15 protein-coding genes are annotated in these 19,098 nt (G+C 65.8%); 5 read left to right on the top strand and 10 right to left on the bottom strand.

Annotated elements, in window-relative coordinates; translation table 11 throughout:
* Positions 1–28 precede the first annotated feature (28 nt).
* Positions 29–406: a BlaI/MecI/CopY family transcriptional regulator gene (locus tag FHW58_RS07215; protein WP_179672366.1), complete on the top strand. Its 378-nt coding sequence runs from the start codon at positions 29–31 to the stop codon at positions 404–406.
* On the top strand, positions 396–1,628 hold the full coding sequence (locus tag FHW58_RS07220; RefSeq protein ID WP_179672367.1) for a M56 family metallopeptidase: 1,233 nt from the start codon (positions 396–398) through the stop codon (positions 1,626–1,628). Before FHW58_RS07215 ends, FHW58_RS07220 begins: the two co-directional genes overlap by 11 nt.
* Here the strand turns inward: FHW58_RS07220 and FHW58_RS07225 are convergent.
* The 3 genes from FHW58_RS07225 to kbl are packed head-to-tail and all read right to left on the bottom strand — an operon-like array spanning position 1,609 to position 5,229.
* Positions 1,609–2,985, bottom strand: a complete 1,377-nt coding sequence (locus FHW58_RS07225; protein ID WP_179672368.1) for an L-serine ammonia-lyase — start codon at positions 2,983–2,985, stop codon at positions 1,609–1,611. The genes FHW58_RS07220 and FHW58_RS07225 overlap by 20 nt on opposite strands.
* 47 nt (positions 2,986–3,032) lie before the next feature.
* Positions 3,033–4,001, bottom strand: a complete 969-nt coding sequence (locus FHW58_RS07230; RefSeq protein ID WP_179672369.1) for an NAD-dependent epimerase/dehydratase family protein — start codon at positions 3,999–4,001, stop codon at positions 3,033–3,035.
* Between the two features lie 25 nt (positions 4,002–4,026).
* Positions 4,027–5,229 (bottom strand): glycine C-acetyltransferase, encoded by a 1,203-nt coding sequence (kbl, locus tag FHW58_RS07235; RefSeq protein WP_179672370.1) that lies wholly within the window; start codon positions 5,227–5,229, stop codon positions 4,027–4,029.
* Between the two features lie 113 nt (positions 5,230–5,342).
* Here kbl and FHW58_RS07240 point away from each other — a divergent pair, with 113 nt between their 5' ends.
* On the top strand, positions 5,343–5,918 hold the full coding sequence (locus FHW58_RS07240; protein WP_179672371.1) for a helix-turn-helix domain-containing protein: 576 nt from the start codon (positions 5,343–5,345) through the stop codon (positions 5,916–5,918).
* Positions 5,919–5,950: 32 nt separating this feature from the next.
* Here FHW58_RS07240 and FHW58_RS07245 read toward each other — a convergent pair whose 3' ends face one another.
* The 4 genes from FHW58_RS07245 to FHW58_RS07260 form a co-directional block, all read right to left on the bottom strand.
* On the bottom strand, positions 5,951–8,155 hold the full coding sequence (locus tag FHW58_RS07245; RefSeq protein ID WP_179672372.1) for a prolyl oligopeptidase family protein: 2,205 nt from the start codon (positions 8,153–8,155) through the stop codon (positions 5,951–5,953).
* Between the two features lie 46 nt (positions 8,156–8,201).
* Positions 8,202–9,269, bottom strand: coding sequence for a DUF5694 domain-containing protein (locus FHW58_RS07250; protein ID WP_179672373.1), 1,068 nt, complete (start codon positions 9,267–9,269; stop codon positions 8,202–8,204).
* 102 nt (positions 9,270–9,371) lie between these two features.
* Complete coding sequence (locus FHW58_RS07255; protein ID WP_179672374.1) at positions 9,372–11,792, bottom strand: bifunctional diguanylate cyclase/phosphodiesterase; 2,421 nt, start codon at positions 11,790–11,792, stop codon at positions 9,372–9,374.
* Positions 11,793–11,807: 15 nt separating this feature from the next.
* Positions 11,808–12,428 carry a methylamine utilization protein gene (locus tag FHW58_RS07260; RefSeq protein WP_179672375.1) on the bottom strand — a complete coding sequence of 207 codons (621 nt, stop codon included), beginning with the start codon at positions 12,426–12,428 and terminating at the stop codon, positions 11,808–11,810.
* 167 nt (positions 12,429–12,595) lie between these two features.
* Here FHW58_RS07260 and FHW58_RS07265 point away from each other — a divergent pair, with 167 nt between their 5' ends.
* Positions 12,596–14,413, top strand: coding sequence for a GGDEF domain-containing protein (locus FHW58_RS07265; RefSeq protein ID WP_218892720.1), 1,818 nt, complete (start codon positions 12,596–12,598; stop codon positions 14,411–14,413).
* 2 nt (positions 14,414–14,415) lie between these two features.
* On the opposite strand, the gene FHW58_RS07270 is transcribed toward FHW58_RS07265, so the two are convergent.
* From FHW58_RS07270 to FHW58_RS07280, 3 genes are all read right to left on the bottom strand, one after another.
* Entirely contained in the window at positions 14,416–15,819 is a 1,404-nt protein-coding gene (locus FHW58_RS07270) for an SEL1-like repeat protein (RefSeq protein WP_179672377.1), read from the bottom strand.
* Positions 15,820–15,894: 75 nt separating this feature from the next.
* Positions 15,895–16,518 carry a PolC-type DNA polymerase III gene (locus tag FHW58_RS07275; protein WP_179672378.1) on the bottom strand — a complete coding sequence of 208 codons (624 nt, stop codon included), beginning with the start codon at positions 16,516–16,518 and terminating at the stop codon, positions 15,895–15,897.
* A gap of 3 nt (positions 16,519–16,521) precedes the next feature.
* Positions 16,522–17,775 carry an Hsp70 family protein gene (locus FHW58_RS07280; RefSeq protein ID WP_179672379.1) on the bottom strand — a complete coding sequence of 418 codons (1,254 nt, stop codon included), beginning with the start codon at positions 17,773–17,775 and terminating at the stop codon, positions 16,522–16,524.
* A 195-nt stretch (positions 17,776–17,970) separates the two neighbouring features.
* On the opposite strand from FHW58_RS07280, the gene FHW58_RS07285 reads away from it, so the two are divergent.
* Positions 17,971–19,095: a LacI family DNA-binding transcriptional regulator gene (locus FHW58_RS07285; RefSeq protein ID WP_179672380.1), complete on the top strand. Its 1,125-nt coding sequence runs from the start codon at positions 17,971–17,973 to the stop codon at positions 19,093–19,095.
* Positions 19,096–19,098 lie beyond the last annotated feature (3 nt).

A 19,098-nucleotide genomic window follows, 5' to 3' on the forward strand; every position in this document is an offset into this window, starting at 1 on the left:
ACCATCGTTTACATGCGTAATCGATCTTATGAAACCAGTTCAAATCAGTGAAGCCGAGTCGCAGGTGATGGAAGTGCTGTGGACCGGCAGCCCGCGCACGGCGGAAGACGTGGTCGCCGCGCTCAGCGACCAACAGCCATGGCAGGAAGCCACCATCAAGACGCTGCTCAACCGCCTGCTCAAGAAAGGCGCGCTGCGCGCCGACAGGGACGGCCGGCGTTTCCTCTATGCCCCGCTGCTGACGCGCGACCAGTGGGTGGTGGCCGAGAGCAGCAGCATGGTCGAGCGCCTGTTCGGCGGTCGCATCGCGCCGTTGGTGGCGCACTTCGGCCAGCACGGCAAGCTGAGTGCCAGCGATCTCGATGAATTGAAGCGCCTCGTTCAGAAACTAAGCGATGGCAAATGACATCCTGCGCGCGCTGCTGGCGGCCAGCCTGGTTGCCGGCGCGGTGATCCTGCTGTTGTGCGCGATCCGGCTGCCGCTACGAAGGGCTTTCGGCGCGCAGTTGGCCTACCTGGCCTGGGCCGCCGTACCGGCAGCGATGCTGGCGATGGCCGCCGCCTCGCTGTCCGCATGGCGCATGCCGGCAGCGGTCCAGCAGGCCGTCGCGCCGCTACGGCAGTTCGCCAGCGCCGCCCTGCCCGCGGCCTTCGCGGCCGCCGGCGTCCAGCCATGGCAGCCGTGGGAGTCGTGGCTGCCATGGCTGGTGGCCGCCTGGTTAGCGGTCGCCGTGGCGATGTTGGCGTGGCATGCTGTGGTCCATCGCCGCTACCGCCGGCAACTCGGGCCGCTGCGCCACGATGGCGGCATCCATCACAGCACACGCACCGATGAAGGTCCGACAGTGGTCGGCTTGTGGCGCCCCATCATCGTCGTGCCGGCCGACTTTGCGGCGCGCTACACGCCGCATGAGCGGCAGCTCATTCTGGCCCACGAAGCCGTCCATATGCGCCGCCGCGACCCGCTGATGAACGCCCTCTGCGCGCTGACGCAATGCGCGCTGTGGTTCCATCCGCTGGTTCATCTGGCCGCGCGCCGCTTCCGGCTGGACCAGGAACTGGCCTGTGACGCCGCCGTCGTGCGCGAGCACCCAACGCTGAAACGCAGTTACGCCGACGCTATGCTGAAAACGCAGATGCCCACCCAGGCAGCATTGATCCACTGCCACTGGCAGTCCATCCACCCACTGAAGGAGCGCATCATGCAGTTGCAGCACACCCCACCCAGCAAGTTCCGGCGCGCCGCGGGCCGTCTCGCCATCGCCGCCCTCGTCGCCGCATGCGGCTATGGCGGCATGGCCGTCAACGCGGCAAGCGCCGCAAACGCCGCTGCGCAGGGCACGGACAAATACATGGTCAAGATGAAGTTGAATGCCGGCGGCGAGACATCCGCCCCGGCGCTGCTGGTACAGGAAGGCGTGCCGGCGGCGGTGGCCAGTGGCGCCTGGCGCACGGAGCTGCTGCTGACCAAAGCCGGCGGCAACTCGGTATTCGTGAAAACCGTCATCAAGCATGACGGCCAGGTGGTCAGCAGCCCGGCATTGCTGGTGCCGGTCGGCGAAGCGGCGACCGTGGCCGTCGACGATCAGTTCAAGCTGCGGCTGGCCGTCAGCAAGCCGCGTGATTGACGGTGATGACGTGAATCGCCAGGCCGCCCAGTGAAGTCTCCTTGTACTTCGCCTGCATGTCGGCGCCGGTCTGGCGCATCGTCTCGATCACCTCATCCAGGCTGACAAAGTGGGTGCCGTCGCCCTTCAGAGCAAGCGAGGCGGCCGTAATCGCCTTGACGGCGCCCATGCCGTTACGCTCGATGCACGGAATCTGCACCAGCCCTCCGATCGGATCGCAGGTCATGCCCAGATGGTGCTCGATGCCGATTTCGGCGGCGTTCTCGATCTGGCCATTGCTGCCGCCCAGCGCCGCCACCAGGCCGGCCGCCGCCATCGCGCAGGCCACGCCCACTTCGCCCTGGCAGCCGATTTCCGCGCCGGAGATCGACGCGTTACGCTTGCACAGCATGCCGATGGCCGCCGCCGTCAGCAGGAAGTTGCGCACGCCGGTGACCGGGTCGCTCGGCTTGCAGTCTTCCGCGTAGTAACGCAACACGGCGGGGATGATGCCGGCCGCGCCGTTGGTCGGCGCCGTCACCACGCGGCCGCCGGCGGCATTCTCCTCGTTGACCGCCATCGCGTACAGGCTGACCTGATGCATCGCGTCGTGCGGCAGGCTGTTGGGACTGCCGGCGCTGTCCTGCGCCTGCTTCCACAGGCTGGCGGCGCGGCGCTTGACGTTCAAGCCGCCAGGCAGCTGGCCCGGCGTGTCCAGGCCATGGGCGATACAGTCGCGCATCACGTGCCAGATTTTATCCAGGCCGGCGTTGAGCACATCGTCGCTGATGCGGACGCACTCGTTGGCGCGCAGCATCTGCGGGATGGTCAGGCCGCTGCGCACGCCGTGCGCCAGCAGTTCGTCCATGGTGCCGAAGGGATAAGGCACAACCACCGACGCCACCGCCACCGCTTCCTCGCCCTCTTCGCGGATAAAGCCGCCGCCGACCGAGTAGTACACTTTGCTGACGCTGGCGCCGTCCTTGCGGGTCAGCGTGAAGCGCATGCCGTTCGGGTGCTCCGGCAGCGATTCGGCCATGTGGAATACCAGGTGCGTGCCGCGCTTGAACGGCACCACGTGCTGGCCGAGCAGCGCGAGCTGGCCGGCCGCTTCGGCTTCCGCCAGTTGCGCGTCCACGCGCGTGGGCACCACATCCTGCGGTGTTTCGCCGATCAGGCCAAGCAGCACGGCCTTGTCGGTGGCGTGGCCGATGCCGGTCAGGGCCAGCGAGCCATACAGTTCGGCCTTGACTTCGGCCACGTCATCCAACGGAGCGTTGTCCAGCAAGAACCGGCGCGCGGCGACCATCGGGCCCACGGTATGTGAGCTCGATGGGCCGACGCCGATTTTGAATAAATCAAAAACGCTCATGTCCATCTCATGTCTCTCTCTTTCTCGTTGCCGTTGCGGCGGGCGGCGCGCTCTCAGGCGGCCTTGCCCAGGCTGACGTCGATATTCGCCAGCATGCTGTCGACCATTTCATCCACGCCGATGCGCGCTTTCCAGCCCCAGTCGGCGCTGGCGGCGCTGTCGTCCAGGCTTTGCGGCCAGGAGTCGGCGATGGCCTGGCGGCTGTCCGGCTTGTAGGCGATTTTAAAGTCCGGCACCTTGCGGGCGATGGCTTCCGCCAGTTCTTCCGGATTGAACGACACGCCGGCCACGTTGTAGGAGGAACGCACTTTCACCAGCTCCGCCGGCGCGTCCATCAACTCGATGGTGGCGCGGATTGCATCCGGCATGTAGATCATCGGCAGCGTGGTTTTGGGGCCGAGGAAGCATTCATAGCGTTCGCCGCGCAGCGCCGAGTGGAAGATCGCGATGGCGTAATCGGTGGTGCCGCCGCCTGGCGGCGACTTGAAGCTGATGATGCCCGGGTAGCGGATCGAACGCACGTCCACGCCGTACTTCAGGAAGTAGTATTCGCACAAGCGCTCGCCGGCCAGCTTGCTGATGCCGTAGATGGTGGTCGGGTCCATCACGGTCAACTGCGGCGTGGCGGCTTGCGGTGTATTCGGGCCGAAGGCGGCGATAGACGATGGCCAGAACACCTTGAGCGGCTTGCCGATGGCGCCGCGCTCGCGCGCCACTTCGAGGATGTTCAGCAGGCCGTCCATGTTCAGGGTCCAGGCCTTGAGCGGCGCCGCTTCGCCGGTGGCCGACAGCATGGCCGCCAGCTGGTACACCTGGGTGATGCCCTCTTCCGTGACCAGCGCGGCCAGCGCCTGCTTGTCCAGCACATTCAGCGTGGTGTAGCGCGCCGCGTTATACAGGTTGGTGGGCGAGACATCGCTGGCGATGACGTTCTGCGCGCCGTGCTGCGCCGCCAGTGCTTCCACCAGTTCGCTGCCGATCTGGCCATTGGCGCCGATGACGAGGATTTTTTGTTGTTCCATTTCTTGGTTCCTGACGAGGTCCGTCTTAGTTCTTCAGCAGGCCCAGTTCGCGGCCGGCCTGTTCAAATGCCTTGAGCACGGTGTCCAGCTGTGCGCGGGTGTGCGCGGCGGAGAGCTGGACGCGCACGCGCGCCTGGCCCATCGGCACCACCGGGTAGAAGAAGCCGCTCAGCAGCACGCCCAGTTCATACATGCGCGCGGCGAATTTCTGCGCCACCGGCGCGTCGAACAGCATCACCGGCACCACCGGGTGCGTGCCCGGCTTGATGGTAAAGCCGATACGCTCGATCTCCTGGCGGAAGTAAGCGGTGTTTTCATGCAGGCGGTCGCGCAGCTCGGTCGACGACGACAGGCGCTCCAGCACCGCCAGCGAGGCGCCGGCGATGGACGGTGCCAGCGTGTTGGAGAACAGGTAGGGACGCGATTTCTGGCGCAGCATCTCGATCACTTCCTTGCGGCCGGAGGTGAAGCCGCCCATGGCGCCGCCCAGGGCCTTGCCCAGCGTGCCGGTGATGATGTCGATCTTGCCGATGACGTTGTGGTGCTCGTGCGTGCCGCGGCCGGTCTTGCCCATGAAGCCGGAGGCGTGGCATTCGTCGATCATCACCAGCGCGCCGTATTTCTCCGCCAGTTCGACGATCTTGTCCAGCTGCGCGATGGTGCCGTCCATCGAGAACACGCCGTCGGTGACGATGATCTTGTGGCGCTTGTCGGCCGCGGCCTGCAGCTGCCTTTCCAGGTCGGCCATGTCGTTGTGGGCGTAGCGGAAGCGCGCGGCCTTGCACAGGCGGATGCCGTCGATGATGGAGGCGTGGTTCAGCGCATCGGAGATGATGGCGTCGTTCTCGTCGAACAGCGGCTCGAACACGCCGCCGTTGGCGTCGAAGGCGGCTGCGTACAGAATCGTGTCCTCGGTGCCGAGGAACTTCGAGATGGCCTGCTCCAGTTGCTTGTGCACCGTCTGGGTGCCGCAGATGAAGCGCACCGAGGACAGACCGTAGCCGTACTTTTCGGTGGCGTCGATGGAGGCCTGCGCCACCCACTCCTGGCCCGACAGGCCGAGATAGTTATTGGCGCACATATTGATCAGCGTACGACCATCCTCGCTCATCACTTCCGCGCCCTGGCGGGAGGCCAGCACGCGTTCCGGCTTGTACAGGCCCTGGTCGCGCAGTTGATCCAGGGTTTGCTGGAGGCCGCTGTAGAAGGTGTCTTGTGGATTGCTCATGATGGTCCTTGTGTGTGATACGATTCCGCTATCTTATGCAAAATTCGCTATTTCGAATTCAAATTCGATATATTGAATTTTATAGAGTGCCAGTGAACTCCGCAACCACTATAATGAACACAATTGTTTCGTCCAATACCCCTCCTGAAGTAGGCGCCGCCCTGCAGCGCCTGCGCCTGGCGCGCGGCCTGACGCTGGAAGACCTGTCACGCATTGCCGGCGTCTCCAAGTCAATGTTGTCACAAATAGAACGCGAGAAGGCGAATCCGACCATCGCCATCACCTGGCGGCTGGCCAATGCGCTGGGTGTGCAGATCGGCGAACTGCTGGCCACCGCCGAGCGTGAGACGGAAACCATCCGCGTGATCGATGCCCACGAAACGCCCACCCTGCCCGGCCACCACGCCGGCTACGTGCTGCGCATCCTCGGGCCGCTGGAACTGGCCAGCAAATACGAGTGGTATGAATTGACGCTGGCGCCGGGCGGTGAGCTGGCCTCGCAAGGCCACGATCCCGGCGCGCAGGAGCACCTGACGCTGTTACACGGCTCGGTGGAGGTGGAAGTCGGCAACGACAAGAAGAAGGTCAAACTGGGCAGCACCGCGCGCTACCCGGGCGACCAGCAACACATCATCCGCAATCACGGCAAGACCGAGGCGAAGGCGCTGCTGGTGGTCATCCACCGTTGACCACCGGTGCTCGCCGCGCCGGGAAAGAAACGTCAGCGCTGTGACGCTGCCGAAGCGCCGGCGCCGGCGGCATTGCTGCCGGCCGCCTGGACTTCGCCGCCCTCCATGTGCAGCGCACGGGCCAGGAAGCCCCAGCGGTCCGCCACTTCCTCGATCTGCTTGGTGGTCGGCTTGCCGGCGCCGTGGCCGGCCTTGCTCTCGATGCGGATCAGGATCGGCGCGCCGCCCGGTGCCTGGTCGGCTTGCGCGGTGGCGGCGAACTTGAAGCTGTGGGCCGGCACGACGCGGTCGTCATGGTCGGCAGTGGTGATCATGGTGGCCGGGTAGCAAGCGCCCTTCTTCAGGTTGTGCAGCGGCGAATACTTGAGCAGCGCCTTGAACTCGTCCGGATTGTCGGACGAGCCGTAGTCCGAGGTCCATGCCCAGCCGATGGTGAATTTGTGGAAGCGCAGCATGTCCAGTACACCCACTTGCGGTAGCGCCGCCGCGAACAGGTCGGGACGCTGGGTCATCGTCGCGCCCACCAGCAGGCCGCCGTTGCTGCCGCCGCCGATCGACAGCTTGGCCGGCGACGTCACCTTGTGCTGTATCAGCCATTCGGCGGCGCCGATAAAGTCGTCGAAGACGTTTTGCTTCTGCAGCTTGGTGCCGGCCGCGTGCCACGATTCGCCGTACTCGCCGCCGCCGCGCAGGTTGGCCACCACGTAGACGCCGCCCATTTCCAGCCAGGCCAGGTTGGCCACCGAGAACGCCGGCGTCAGCGAGATATTGAAGCCGCCGTAGCCATACAAATAGGTCGGATTGCTGCCGTCCAGCTTCAGGCCCTTCTTCGAGACGATGAACATCGGCACCTTGGTGCCGTCGCGCGAGGTGTAGAACTCCTGGCGGGTTTCAAACGCGGTCGGGTCGAAGTCCACTTTCGGCTGCCGGTACACGCTGCTCTTGTTGGTCTTCAAATCGTAGCGGTAGATGGTGCTGGGCGTGGTGAAGCTGGTGTAGGAGTAGAAGGTTTCGGTGTCGCCGCGCTTGCCGCTGAAGCCACCGGCGGTGCCCAGGCCCGGCAGCTCGACGTCGTGCAGCGCCTTGCCTTTCAGGTCGTAGACCTTGACCAGGCTATGGGCGTCGCTCAAATAATCCACCAGCAGCTGGTTGTTGACCAGCGAAGCCGACACCATGGTGTTGCTGCTTTCCGGGACGATCTGCTTCCAGTTCAACACGCCCGGCTTGCGGGTGTCGATGCTGACGATGCGGCCGCGCGGCGCATTGCGCTCGGTGCGGAACAGGAATACCGGGCCGTCGTTGCCGATGAAGTCATAAGCCGCGTCAAACTCCTCCAGCAGGCCGACTACCTTGCTGTCCTTCTTGCTCAGATCCTTGTAGAACACGCGGTTCTTGTTCTCGGTGCCCTGCGAGGCGTTGATGATCAGGTAGCGACCATCTTCGGTCACCTCGCCGCCAAAGCCCCAGTCCTTGTGGTCGGGACGATCGTACACCAGCACGTCCGCGCTTTGCGGCGTGCCCAGTTTGTGGAAGTACAGCTTCTGGAAGTAGTTGACGTCGGCCAGCTTGGTGGCTTCCTTCGGCTCGTCGTAGCGGCTGTAGAAGAAGCCGGAGCCGTCGCTCAGCCAGGCGGTGCGCGAGAACTTGACCCACTTGATGTGATCTTCCACGTCCTTGCCGCTGTCGATGTCGCGCACCTTGATCTCGTTCCAGTCGGAGCCGGAGGCGGCGGTGCTGTAAGCGAGGTATTTGCCGTCCGGGCTCACGGCCAGGCCGGCCAGCGCCACGGTGCCGTCGGCGGCCAAGGTGTTCGGATCGAGCAGCAGGCGCGGCACGTCGGCCAGCGTCTTCATGGTGTACAGCACTGACTGATTCTGCAGGCCGTCGTTACGGCTGTAGAAATAGCGGCCGCCTTCCTTGAACGGCACGCTGAAGCGCTCGAAGTTCCACAGCCTGGTCAGACGCTCCTTGATCGCTTCGCGGGCGGGAATCTGCGACAGGTAGCTTTGCGTCAGCTTGTTCTGCGCCACCACCCAGTCCCGGGTTTGCGCGCTGTTGGCGTCTTCCAGCCAGCGGTATGGATCGGCGATGACGGTGCCATGGTAATTGTCCTGCTGGTCCACGGTAGCGGTGACCGGGTACGCCAGGCCGCCACCGGCGACATTGCAGGTCTGCGCCATGGCGCCTTGCGCGACCAGGACTGCGGCGGCAACGGCCGCTTTCTTCAATTGATTCATTCGTGGGTCCATGTAGTCAAAGAATGTGCTATCGATCATAGCGGGTTTATTGGGCCCGTAGAAGCGCCTCGGTGTTGACGATGCTGACGTCGTGCATCTGGTTCAGATAGGCGTCCAGATAACCTTTGTGGGACGCGCCGACGATGACCAGCGTGCGCATACCCGGCTGCGCCGCCATCACCTCGCGGATGTTGGACGCCATGCGCAGGTTGCGCGTCTCCCACGAGTCGACGTAGTTGCGGCCGAAGCGCTGCGGCGACGGTTCCTCCAGCGCGGCGCCGAAGTCGCTGCGGTAGACCAGCTCGCCCTGCCCGCGCGCATTGTAGGCGCGGTACATGGCCAGCACGCCGGCCGGCGTGTCCAGCCGGGCCTCCAGCGCGGCGGAAACCTGTTTGCGTTCGGCGGTGTAGCGGTTGTCCCAGGCCTTCATGACGGCTTCGCCGTAGGCTTTTTCATCGGCCGCCGGCAAGGGCGCGTCGGAGGTGTGGTCGTCCATCGAGTAAACGCGTTCCAGGCCGCCGCGCACCGCCACCGGCACGGCGATCAGGTAGTCTTCGTTGCGCTTCTGGCGCAGGTCTTCCAGCAGCGCCGCCAGGCGATCATCGATGCCATCGCCGGCACGGCGCTCTTCGGCCGGCAGCCGTAGCCACTGCACCACGGCCGACGCGGGTTCGCCGCCCGCCAGGAACAGCGATGCCAGCTTGCGGCGCTGGGCCGGCGTTGGCGCGGCCGGCCACGTGGCCAGCATGCGCTCGGTCTGGTCGGTGGCGGCCGGCACATCCAGCCCGGTGGCGGCGCGGGCCGGCGCGACGTCGAAGCAATAGGTCTTGATGGTGTCGTCGTAGCGCCCGGGATAACGGCGCATGTAGTCGCACTGGGGGCCGGACAGCGCTTCGATGGCGATGGCTTTCGGCTGCCAGTTGGCCAGCAGGTCGAGCAAGGCGCCCAGATTGGCGGGGTCGAACGATTTGGGCAGCTGCGACAGATGGGCGGTGCCGAGCACCAGCAACTGGCTGGGCTGGCCGTTCTGCAGCTTGAAACTGGCGGGGGAGAAATCAGCGGCGGCGGCGTGTCCGCACAAGGCGGCGATCAAGACGGCAAACAAACGGTTCATGCATGCTCCCGGAACGATTGCGATCTGGCCAGCTTAACGCCGCGGCGCGCGCCGCCGCGAAATAATGCGACGTACTGCAGTTTTAGAGGAATGAAATGCAAATCAGCTATCGACAGCCGCCTCGCTATCCTCCGGCGCGGCGATGGCGATCGGCGCGCGCCACTTCTCCAGCCAGGCGATCATCTGGTCGCCGGGGATGGGGCGGCTCATGAAATAGCCCTGGCCCTGGTCGCAGCCCAGCGCCGCCAGCAGGCGCCACACCGCCTCGCTCTCGATGCCCTCGGCCACCACGCGCAGCCCCATGTTGTGACCCAGGTCGATGGTGGAGCGCACGATCTTGGTATCGCCTTCGTCCTTCTCCATGTTCAGCACGAAGGATTTGTCGATCTTCAGTTCATTCACCGGCAGCCGCTTGAGGTAGGCCAGCGAGGAATAACCGGTGCCGAAATCGTCGATCGACAGGTCCAGGCCCATGGCGCTCAGGCGCTCCAGCGTGTTCTGCGCACGCACCGGGTCGTCCATGATGGCGCTCTCGGTGATCTCCAGGCAGAACGAGCCAGGCGTCAGCTTGTGGCGCGCCAGCAGGTCGGCAAACTTGGCCGGCAGGTCCTGGTCCAGCAGGTCGCGCGTGGACAGGTTGACCGATACCTTCAGGTGATGGCCCTTGAGCGACAGCTCGCGGCACAGCTCCGCCGAACGCTCCATCACCCAGCGCGTCAGCACGCGGATAAAGCCGGTCTGTTCGGCGAACGGAATGAACTCGTCGGGGAAGACGTTGCCGCGCTCCGGATGCACCCAGCGCACCAGCGCCTCCATGCCCACCACCTTGCCGCTTTCCAGCGAGATCTTCGGCTGCACGTGCAGGCGGAACTCGTTGCGCTCGACCGCGTTGCGCAGCTCCGTCAGCAGCGACAGGCTCTTGGCGCTGGACTTGTCCATCGCCGCGTCGTACAGCACGGCGCCGTCGTTGCGCTGCTTGGCGGTGTACATCGCCACTTCGGCCATGCTCAGCAACGTCTCGCCGTCGTCCGCATGCTCCGGATAGGCGGCGATGCCCAGGCCCGCCCCAATGTCGACCATCTGGTCCTCCAGCGACAGCGGCGTTTCCAGCGCCTGCAGGATTTCGGCCGCCATCATCTGCGCGGCGTCGGTGTTCGCGGCCGGCAGCAGCACGGCGAATTCGTCGCCGCCCAGGCGCGCCACCTGCGCCGACGACTGGCGCCGGTTGGCCAGCAGCAGTTGCAGGCGGCCGGCCACCTGGCGCAGCAGCGCGTCGCCAAAGCTGTGGCCCATGACGTCGTTGACGTGCTTGAAGCGGTCCAGGTCCATCATCAGCACGAACAGGCATTCCTCGCGGCGGCGCGCCTCCAGCAGGGCGTCGTTCAGCAGCAGCACGAACTGCGCGCGGTTCGGCAGGTTGGTGAGCGTGTCCCAGTACGCCAGACGGCGGATTTCCTGTTCGCGCTTGGCGATCCCCTCGCGCATGGCGTCGAAGGCGTGCGCCAGCTGGCCGATTTCGTCCTCGCGCGTGCTGTCGATGGACACCTTGTAGTCGCCCTCCTCCAGCCGCTTGGCGGTGGTGACCAGCTGGCCGATGGGCTGCGTGATGCGCTTGGCGGTGAATATGATGGCCAGCATCGAGACCACGATGCCGGCCAGCGTCAGGCCGATCAGCCAGCGCTCCAGCCGGCGGTATTCGGCGGTGGCCTCGTCGATCGAGCGCGCCAGCAGCACGCTGGCGGAATGGCCGTTGTCGTCGCCGATGGAGATCAGGCGCGCGCTGTACTGCGAGGTTTCCACCGTCAGGTCGAATGGGCCGGCGGGCGCCTTGGCGCCCATGGCCTGCAACTGCTCCACCACGTCCTGCGCCGACGGCCCCACAAAGGTGGAGCCGGCCGACAGCCATTTGCCCTGCGTGTCGCGGGTCAGCACCGTGGTGTGCAGCGAGCTGACCTCGCGCATGTCGGTGGCCAGCTGGCGGTCGATCGGGAAGGTCATTACAATCCAGCCGATCGTGATCGGCGCCTTGACCGGCACGGCGACGATCTGGAACGGCCGGCGGTCGACGATGCCGATGCCGCTGGCGCCGCCCGCCGATTCCGCCGCGTCCAGCATCGACAGGGCGATCTTCTCCAGCCCCGCCGCCTGCGCCGGATTGGTGGCGGCGCTGATCTTGCGGTCATCGCCGATCAGCATGGTCAGCGAGGCCTTGATGCGACGGCCATGGTTGACCAGCGCCGACTCGATGGTGGCGCGGTCGCTTTCGTCGTTGTTGCCGATGGCGGCGACGAAGGCGGTGTCGCGCGCCAGCAGCCGCGCGCCGGCCAGCAGGCTTTGCGCGTTCTGCTCCAGCAGGCGGTGGAACACCTTGGCGCCGTTACCCAGTTCGCTGGCGATGGCCAGGCGCGCGTTGTTGTCGATGCCGCGCTGGATCACCAGCAGGCCCACCACTTGCACCGCGACGATCAGCACCAGGAACAGGGTGACGATACGGCTTTCGAGGCTGCGGAAACGCAAGTGCATGCTCAGGCCATCCTTTTAAAGCGCGGCGTCTTCGGCCACGATGGGTTTCATCGGCAGCTTGAACACGGTGGTGGCCAGGTCGCCGGCTTTCACCGTCAGCGTCTGCTCGGGCGTGGCGCCGCCCACGGTGTTGTAGTGCCAGGCCTTGACCACGTACTTGCCGCCGGCCGGCAGCTCGATGCGGGCGGCGCCGGCGCCGTCGGTCTTGGCGAAATACGGCGTGTCGACCACCTTGACGTAGGCGATCATCTTGTCATGGATGTTGCAGCCCAGGACCACGGTGCCGGCCTTGTCGAACACCTGCGGCGAGGCGGCCTGGCCGGAATACAGCTTCTGGTCGAACTTGTGCGCCGGCGAGAACGAGTAGATATGGTGACGGACCTTGTCGTTGTTGGGGAAATTGATGGTGGCGCCGGTCTGCACCACGGTCACCAGCGGCAGGAACTTCAGGCCCTTCTGTTCGATCACCGCCGAAGCCGGCCGGGCGGGCGCCGCGCCGCTCTCTGGCTCGATATAGATCACGGTATCGGGTAGCGCCTTGCCAGTGGCATCCTGCACCTGGACCGCGACCCCGGTGGCGCCGGCATGCGTGGCGCCCATCAAACTCAGGCAAAAAACGATGTGACGATACTGCATAAAGACCCTGCTCCCCTTGGCGATTGCCCCAGTTTACCGTATGTGCCGCAAAATTTGTTTCCAAAATTCATCTTCCGGTCACAAATGCCCTTTAAGATCGTACAGTTAAACCGATATTTGGCACCCGATTCATCGTGAATTCCGCCCTCCCAGCCAGCGTCACCTACCTGAAGCCCCGCGACGACGACAACGAGGCGGCCGTGCTGCGCGCGCATTTGCACGACATCCTGGCGCGCAAGCAGCTCAGTGCGCTGTTCCAACCGATTGTACACATGCCGACCGGCGAAATCATCGCCTATGAGGGTTTGATACGCGGTCCGTCCGATTCACCGTTGCATTCGCCGATCAATCTGTTCCAGGCGGCGCGCGCCAACGGCCTCACGGTGCAGGTCGAGCACCTGTGCCGCAAGGTGGTGCTGGAGCGCTTTGCCGAGTTGCAGCTGCCCGGCAAGCTGTTCCTCAACGTCAGCCCGGAATGCCTGTTGCAGCGCGACGCCCGCCATGGCGAGACGCTGGAAGTGATCCACCAGATCGGCATCAACCCGGAGCGCGTCATCATCGAGCTGACCGAAAACCAGCCGACCTATGACTACGACCTGATGCGCGAAGCGGTGCTGCACTACCGCACCATGGGCTTCCAGATCGCTATCGACGACCTCGGCGAGGGCTTTTCCAGCCTGCGCCTGTGGTCAGAGCTGCGGCCGGAGTACGTCAAGATCGACATGCACTTCATCCAGGGCATCAATCATGACCCGGTGAAGCTGCAGTTCGTGCGCTCGATCCAGGAGATCGCCGAAAAATCCAACACCCGGGTCATCGCCGAGGGCATCGAGACCCAGGCCGAGCTGCTGGTGCTGCGCGACGTCGGCGTCGCCTGCGGCCAGGGCTATCACCTGGGCCGGCCGCACCCGGTACCGGCGCGCGCCGCGCCAGCCGAGGTGGTCAAGGCGCTGTCGCGCAACGGCGTGGCGGTCTACCCGCAGCGCCGCCAGGACCAGCACAACGCCAGCATCCACAAGCTGCTGCAGGCGGTGCCGGCGGTGCCGTCCAGCATGAACAACAACGATGTATATGAAATTTTCCAGCAAAATCCCAAGCTGATGATCATCCCGGTGGTGGACGACGGCCAGCCGCAGGGCCTGATCAACCGCTTCGACATGATCGAGCACTTCGCCCGCCCCTACGAGCGCGAGCTGTACGGTAAAAAATCGTGCAGGCAGTTCATGGACCGCAAGCCGCTGATCGCCGACCGCAACACCAGCTTGCAGGAACTCAGCCGCCGCATGGCCGAGGCCGACGCGCACCACCTGTTCAACGGCTTCATGATCACCGAGCACGGCCGCTACCTCGGCATGGGCACCGGCCACGACCTGATGCGCGAGATCACGCAGATGCAGATCCACGCGGCGCGCTACGCCAATCCGCTGACGCAGCTGCCCGGCAACGTGCCGATCACCGAGCACATCGACCGCCTGCTGGAAAGCGGCACGCGGTTCTGGGTCTGCTACTTCGACCTCGACCATTTCAAACCGTTCAACGATGTCTACGGCTACCGCCGGGGCGACGACGTCATCCAGCTGACCGGCAACATCCTGACCGCGTACTGCGACCCCGACCGCGATTTCGTCGGCCACATCGGCGGCGACGATTTCATGGTGCTGTTCCAGAGCGAGGATTGGGAGCGGCGCTGCCAGGCGGTGCTGGACGAGTTCGCGCATCACGTGCTGAATTTCTACAGCAACGAGGACCGCGAACGGGGCGGCTATATCAGCGAAGACCGCCAGGGCAAGAAAGTGTTTTATTCGTTGATGAGCCTGTCGATCGGGGCGATCCGCGTCGAGCCGCGCCAGTACTACACCCACCACCAGATCGCCACCGCCGCCGCCGATTCGAAGAAACAGGCCAAGAAGATCCACGGCAACAGCCTGTTCCTCGACCGCCGCGCGCCGGCCGCCGCTGCCGCCTCGGCGCCGGCCGCCGGCTGAGGCTACTCGACCGCCCGCTTGCGCGGCGCGCGGCACGGCGCGGGACGGGCGTCGCGCCACTTGCGCACCAGCTCCCGCGCCGCCTCGATGGTCTGCGGCGACATCGCCAGCGACATGCGGCGGCGGTTGCTGACGGCCGCCACATCGCCGGCCTGCGCCGCCAAGGTCAGCCACATGAAGGACTGCGCCGGATCGCGCTCGACGCCGCGCCCGCTGCCGTACATGCCGCCCAGGTTGAACTGCGCCAGCGCGTGGCCCTGCTCGGCGGCGCGGCCGTACCAGTCGACCGCCTGGACGTCGTCGCGATCAACACCGAGGCCGTTGGCGTACATGACGCCGAGGTTGTTCTGGGCGCTGGCGTCGCCCTGCTCGGCCGCGCTGCGGTACCAGGCGGCGGCCAGCACGTCGTCCTTGGCCACGCCGTGGCCGTTGGCGTACATGACGGCGACATTGAACTGCGCGTGCGGCGTGCCCTGCTCGGCCGCGCGGCGATACCATTCCAGCGCCATCTTTTCGTCGCGGCCGACGCCGCGCCCGCGCGCATACAGGCCGCCGAGGTTGTACTGCGCCAGCGCGTGGCCGGCCTTGGCGGCGCGGTGGTACCAGGTAAAGGCGGTTTCATCGTCGCGCTCAACGCCGCGGCCGTTGGCCAGCATTACGCCCAGGTTGAACTGGGCGTCGGCGTCCTCCTGCTCGGCCGCGCGCAGCAGCCAGGCGAACGCGCGGCGCGGATCGCGCGCCACGCCCAGCCCCTCGGCGTAGGCCACGCCCACCAGCCGCTGGGCCACCGGGTCTTCCTGCGCGGCGGCCTGGCGGAACCAGGCCACCGCCTGCGCCTCGCTGCGCGCGACGCCGCGCGCGTGCTTGTACATCAGGCCCAGGTGCAGCTGGGCGTTGGCGTCGTTCTGCAGCGCGGCCTTGCGAAACCAGGCCAGCGCCATCGGATAGTTGCGCGCCACGCCCCAGCCGTGGCAATAGGCCTCGCCCACCAGCGTCTGCGCGCTGGCCAGGCCCTGCTCGGCGGCGCGGCAAAAACAGGCCAGCGCGATGTCGTCGCTGTGCGGCACGCCGCGCCCCTTGCGGTACATCTGCCCCAGGTTCTGCTGGGCGGAAGCGTCGCCCTGGCGGGCGGCGCGGCGGAACCAGTGGACCGCCTGCTCATCGTCTTGCTCGACGCCGCGGCCGTAGTAGTACATGGCGCCCAGCTGGTTCTGGGCGTAGGCCAGCCCCTGGGCGGCGGCCTTGCTCATCCATTCGAACGCCTTGGCCTCGTCGCGCGCGACGCCGTCGCCGGCCTTGTAGATGCGGCCGAGGTTGAATTGTGCATAGGCGTTGCCGCGCTCGGCGGCGTCCAGGAACCACCGGAAAACGTCGTACCCCTCCTTGGCCGTGCACTGTTTTTTCACGATACACCTCTGACCAACATGACAACATTGTTGATTAAAGTGTAAAACGCGTCCCCGGCGAGGGTTTGACGACGGTCAAACGGGCTGGCCGCGTTTTTGCAGGAATTGTGGTACTTTGGCCGCCGCCAGCTTGTTGACGGCGACGAACAGATCCGGGTCGATCTGGCGGATGCCGTAGGCGGCGCGCAAGTGGCTGCCGATATGGATCAGCACCTGCGCCGCCACCTCGGCGTCGGCCTCGGCCCGGTGGGCGGCGCTGCGGAAGCGGATGCCGAGCGCGCCGGACAGCTGGCCCAGCTTGTAGCTGCCCAACGCCGGAAACACGCGGCGCGACAGCTTGAGCGAGCACACCAGCGACGCGTGGCGCGGCGCCAGCGCCAGCCGTTCGGCCTCGGCGCGCAGGAATTTTTCGTCGAAGCTGGCGTTGTGGGCGGACAGCGCGTCGGCGCCGATGAAGTCCAGCAGGCGCGGCACCACTTCGTCGGCCGGCGGCGCGCTGTCCACCATGGCCTGGGTGATGCCGGTGAGGCCGGTGATGAAGGACGGAATGCGCACACCGCAATTGACCAGCGACACGTAACGCTCCACCACCTCGCCGCCGACAATGCGCAGCGCCGCCACCTCGGTGATGCGGTCGCCCATCGCCGGCGACAGCCCGGTGGTTTCAAAGTCCAGCATGACGATTGGTTGGTCGAGCATGGCTTACGCGCCGAACTTGCGGACCGCGTCCAGCGCCAGGCCGGCGCCGATGCTGCCGAACAGGTCGCCTTCGACCTTGCGCGCCGACGGCACCACCGCGCCGATGCGCTCGCGCAGCTTGCGCACGCCGCTGGAGCCGCCGGTGAAGAACACCGTGTCCACCTGCGCCGGCGTGACGCCGGCGTCGCGCAGCAACTGCTGCACCGTGGTTTCGACCGAGCCCACCAGTTGCTCGATGGCGCCGTCGAACTGCTCGCGGCGCAGGTCCAGCAGCACCGGCGGCGCCAGCCGGTCCAGGTCCAGCCGCACCTGCTCGGCGGAAGACAGCGCGATCTTGCCCTCTTCCGCTTTCATCGCCAGCCAGTGGCCGGCGCGCTCGTCGATCAGGCGCTGCAGCCGCTGCAGCTTTTCCTGCTCGGCGGCGTCGCGGATCAGGTCGGCCAGCTGGGTCCACATCTTCTTGGTGTAGACCTGGTTGATGGTGTGCCAGGTGGCCAGGTTGAAGAAGTAGCTGGACGGTACCTCGCTGTTGTTGCGCAGGCGGCTGCCATAACCGAGCAGCGGCATGATAGCCGACAAGCTCAGGTATTTATCGAAGTCGGTGCCGCCGATGTGCACGCCGCCATTGGCCAGGATGTCGTCGCGCCGCTCGGCCTGTTTGGCGCGCTCGGGCGACAGGCGCACCAGCGAAAAGTCCGAGGTGCCGCCGCCGATGTCGGCGATCAGCACCAGTTCCTCGCGCTCGATCTGCGACTCATAGTCGAACGCGGCGGCAATCGGCTCGAACTGGAAGGCGATGTCCTTGAAGCCGACCGAACGGGCGACCTCGGCCAGCGTGTCCTCGGCCAGCTGGTCGTTCTCGCGGCTGTCGTCGATAAAGTGGACCGGGCGGCCGAACACGGCCGACGTGAACTCGCGGCCGGCGGCGCGCTCGGCGCGCTTTTTCAGCTCGCCGATGAACTGCGCCAGCAGCATGCGGAACGGCAGCGCCCGCCCGCCGACCTCGGTCTGGCCGTCGATCAGGCTGGTGCCGAGCAGGCTCTTCATCGAGCGCATCAGGCGTCCCTCGTAGCCGGCCAGGTAGTCGGCCAGCGCCGCGCGCCCGTACCTGACCTCGTCGTCGTCCGCGTTGAAGAAGACCACCGACGGCAAGGTGGCTTTGCCATCCTCCAGTCCCAGCATCACCGGATGGCCGGGACGCACCCAGCCCACCGTCGAATTGGACGTGCCGAAGTCAACACCGCAAGCAATGGCCATCTTGCCCTTTCCGTTCAGGTAAAGGGGCGGGATTTTATCAGATAAAGCCGGGGCGCGGCAAACATTGCACCCTAGCCACAAGTGAGAAGATATTTCTTTGCAGAAATGCGATATTTATTGCCAGTCGGTAATTTTTTAATTATGCTCGTTTAACTAATAAAAAACCAACAAAAGAACAATCCACCGCTTTTCACGATGAGCAAATCGAAGCTGACAGTTGAGGATGAGGCCGGCGCGCTGAAGGCCGCGATCGCCGCCGAGAACCGCCGCGTGACGTCCTATGATGTGGCGCAACTGGCCGGGGTATCGCAATCGGCCGTATCGCGTTGCTTCAAGCCGGGCGCCAGTGTGTCGCGCGGCACCTACGCGCTGGTGATGAAGGCGGCCGCGCTGCTGGATTACATTCCCAACGCCGCCGCGCGCAGCCTGATCACCCGCCGTTCGCACATGGTGGCGCTGATCATCACCAGTCAGGCCAATCTGTATTACCCGGAGCTGCTAGCCGAGGTCAGCCAGCAGATGACCGCGCGCGGCAAGCGCGTGCTGCTGTTCACGCTGCAGCGCGAGGCCGACGTCGACCGCGTGCTGGCCGACATCTGGCAATACCAGGTGGACGGCGTGATTGCCGCCGCCCGCCTGTCGCCAAGCCACATCGCCGAATTCGACCGCCGCCGCATGCCGGTGGTGCTGTTCAACCGCCAGTTGCGCGACCATACGGTCAACACCGTCACCTGCGACCACCTGGAGTCGGGCCGCATGCTGGCCTCGCGCCTGGCCGCCGCCGGCCACCGCCAGTTCGGCATCATCGCCGGCAACGACGACTACAGCGTGGCCAGCGAACGCCAGCGCGGCGCCTGCGAGCGCATCGCCGAGCTGGGCCTGCCGGCGCCGGTGGTGGTGCCGGGCGCCTATGATTACCGCAGCGGCGCGCTCGGCCTGAAGGCCATCATCGCCCAGCTGGGCAGCGTGCCGGACGCCATCATCTGCGGCAGCGACGTCATGGCCATCGGCTGCCTCGACTACGCGCGCCACGAACTGGGACTGGACGTGCCGGGCCAGCTGTCGGTGGCCGGCTTCGACGCGGTCGAGCCGTCCAACTGGATCAGCTACAACCTGACCACGCTGCGCCAGCCGCTGCCCAAAATGGCGGCGGCGGCGGCCGAGCTGCTGTGCGCGCGCATCGACCAGCACGATACCGGCACCGAGCGGCGCGTGTTCAGCGCCCAGTTCATCGAGGGCGCCACCGCGCGCCTGACGCCGGCCGGCGCGCCGGCCGCCATCGGCGCCCCCAGCTTGCGGCTGCCGGTCGCTATAATGTAGGGG

The organism is Duganella sp. 1224, assembly GCF_013408245.1.
GTDB lineage: Bacteria > Pseudomonadota > Gammaproteobacteria > Burkholderiales > Burkholderiaceae_D > Rugamonas.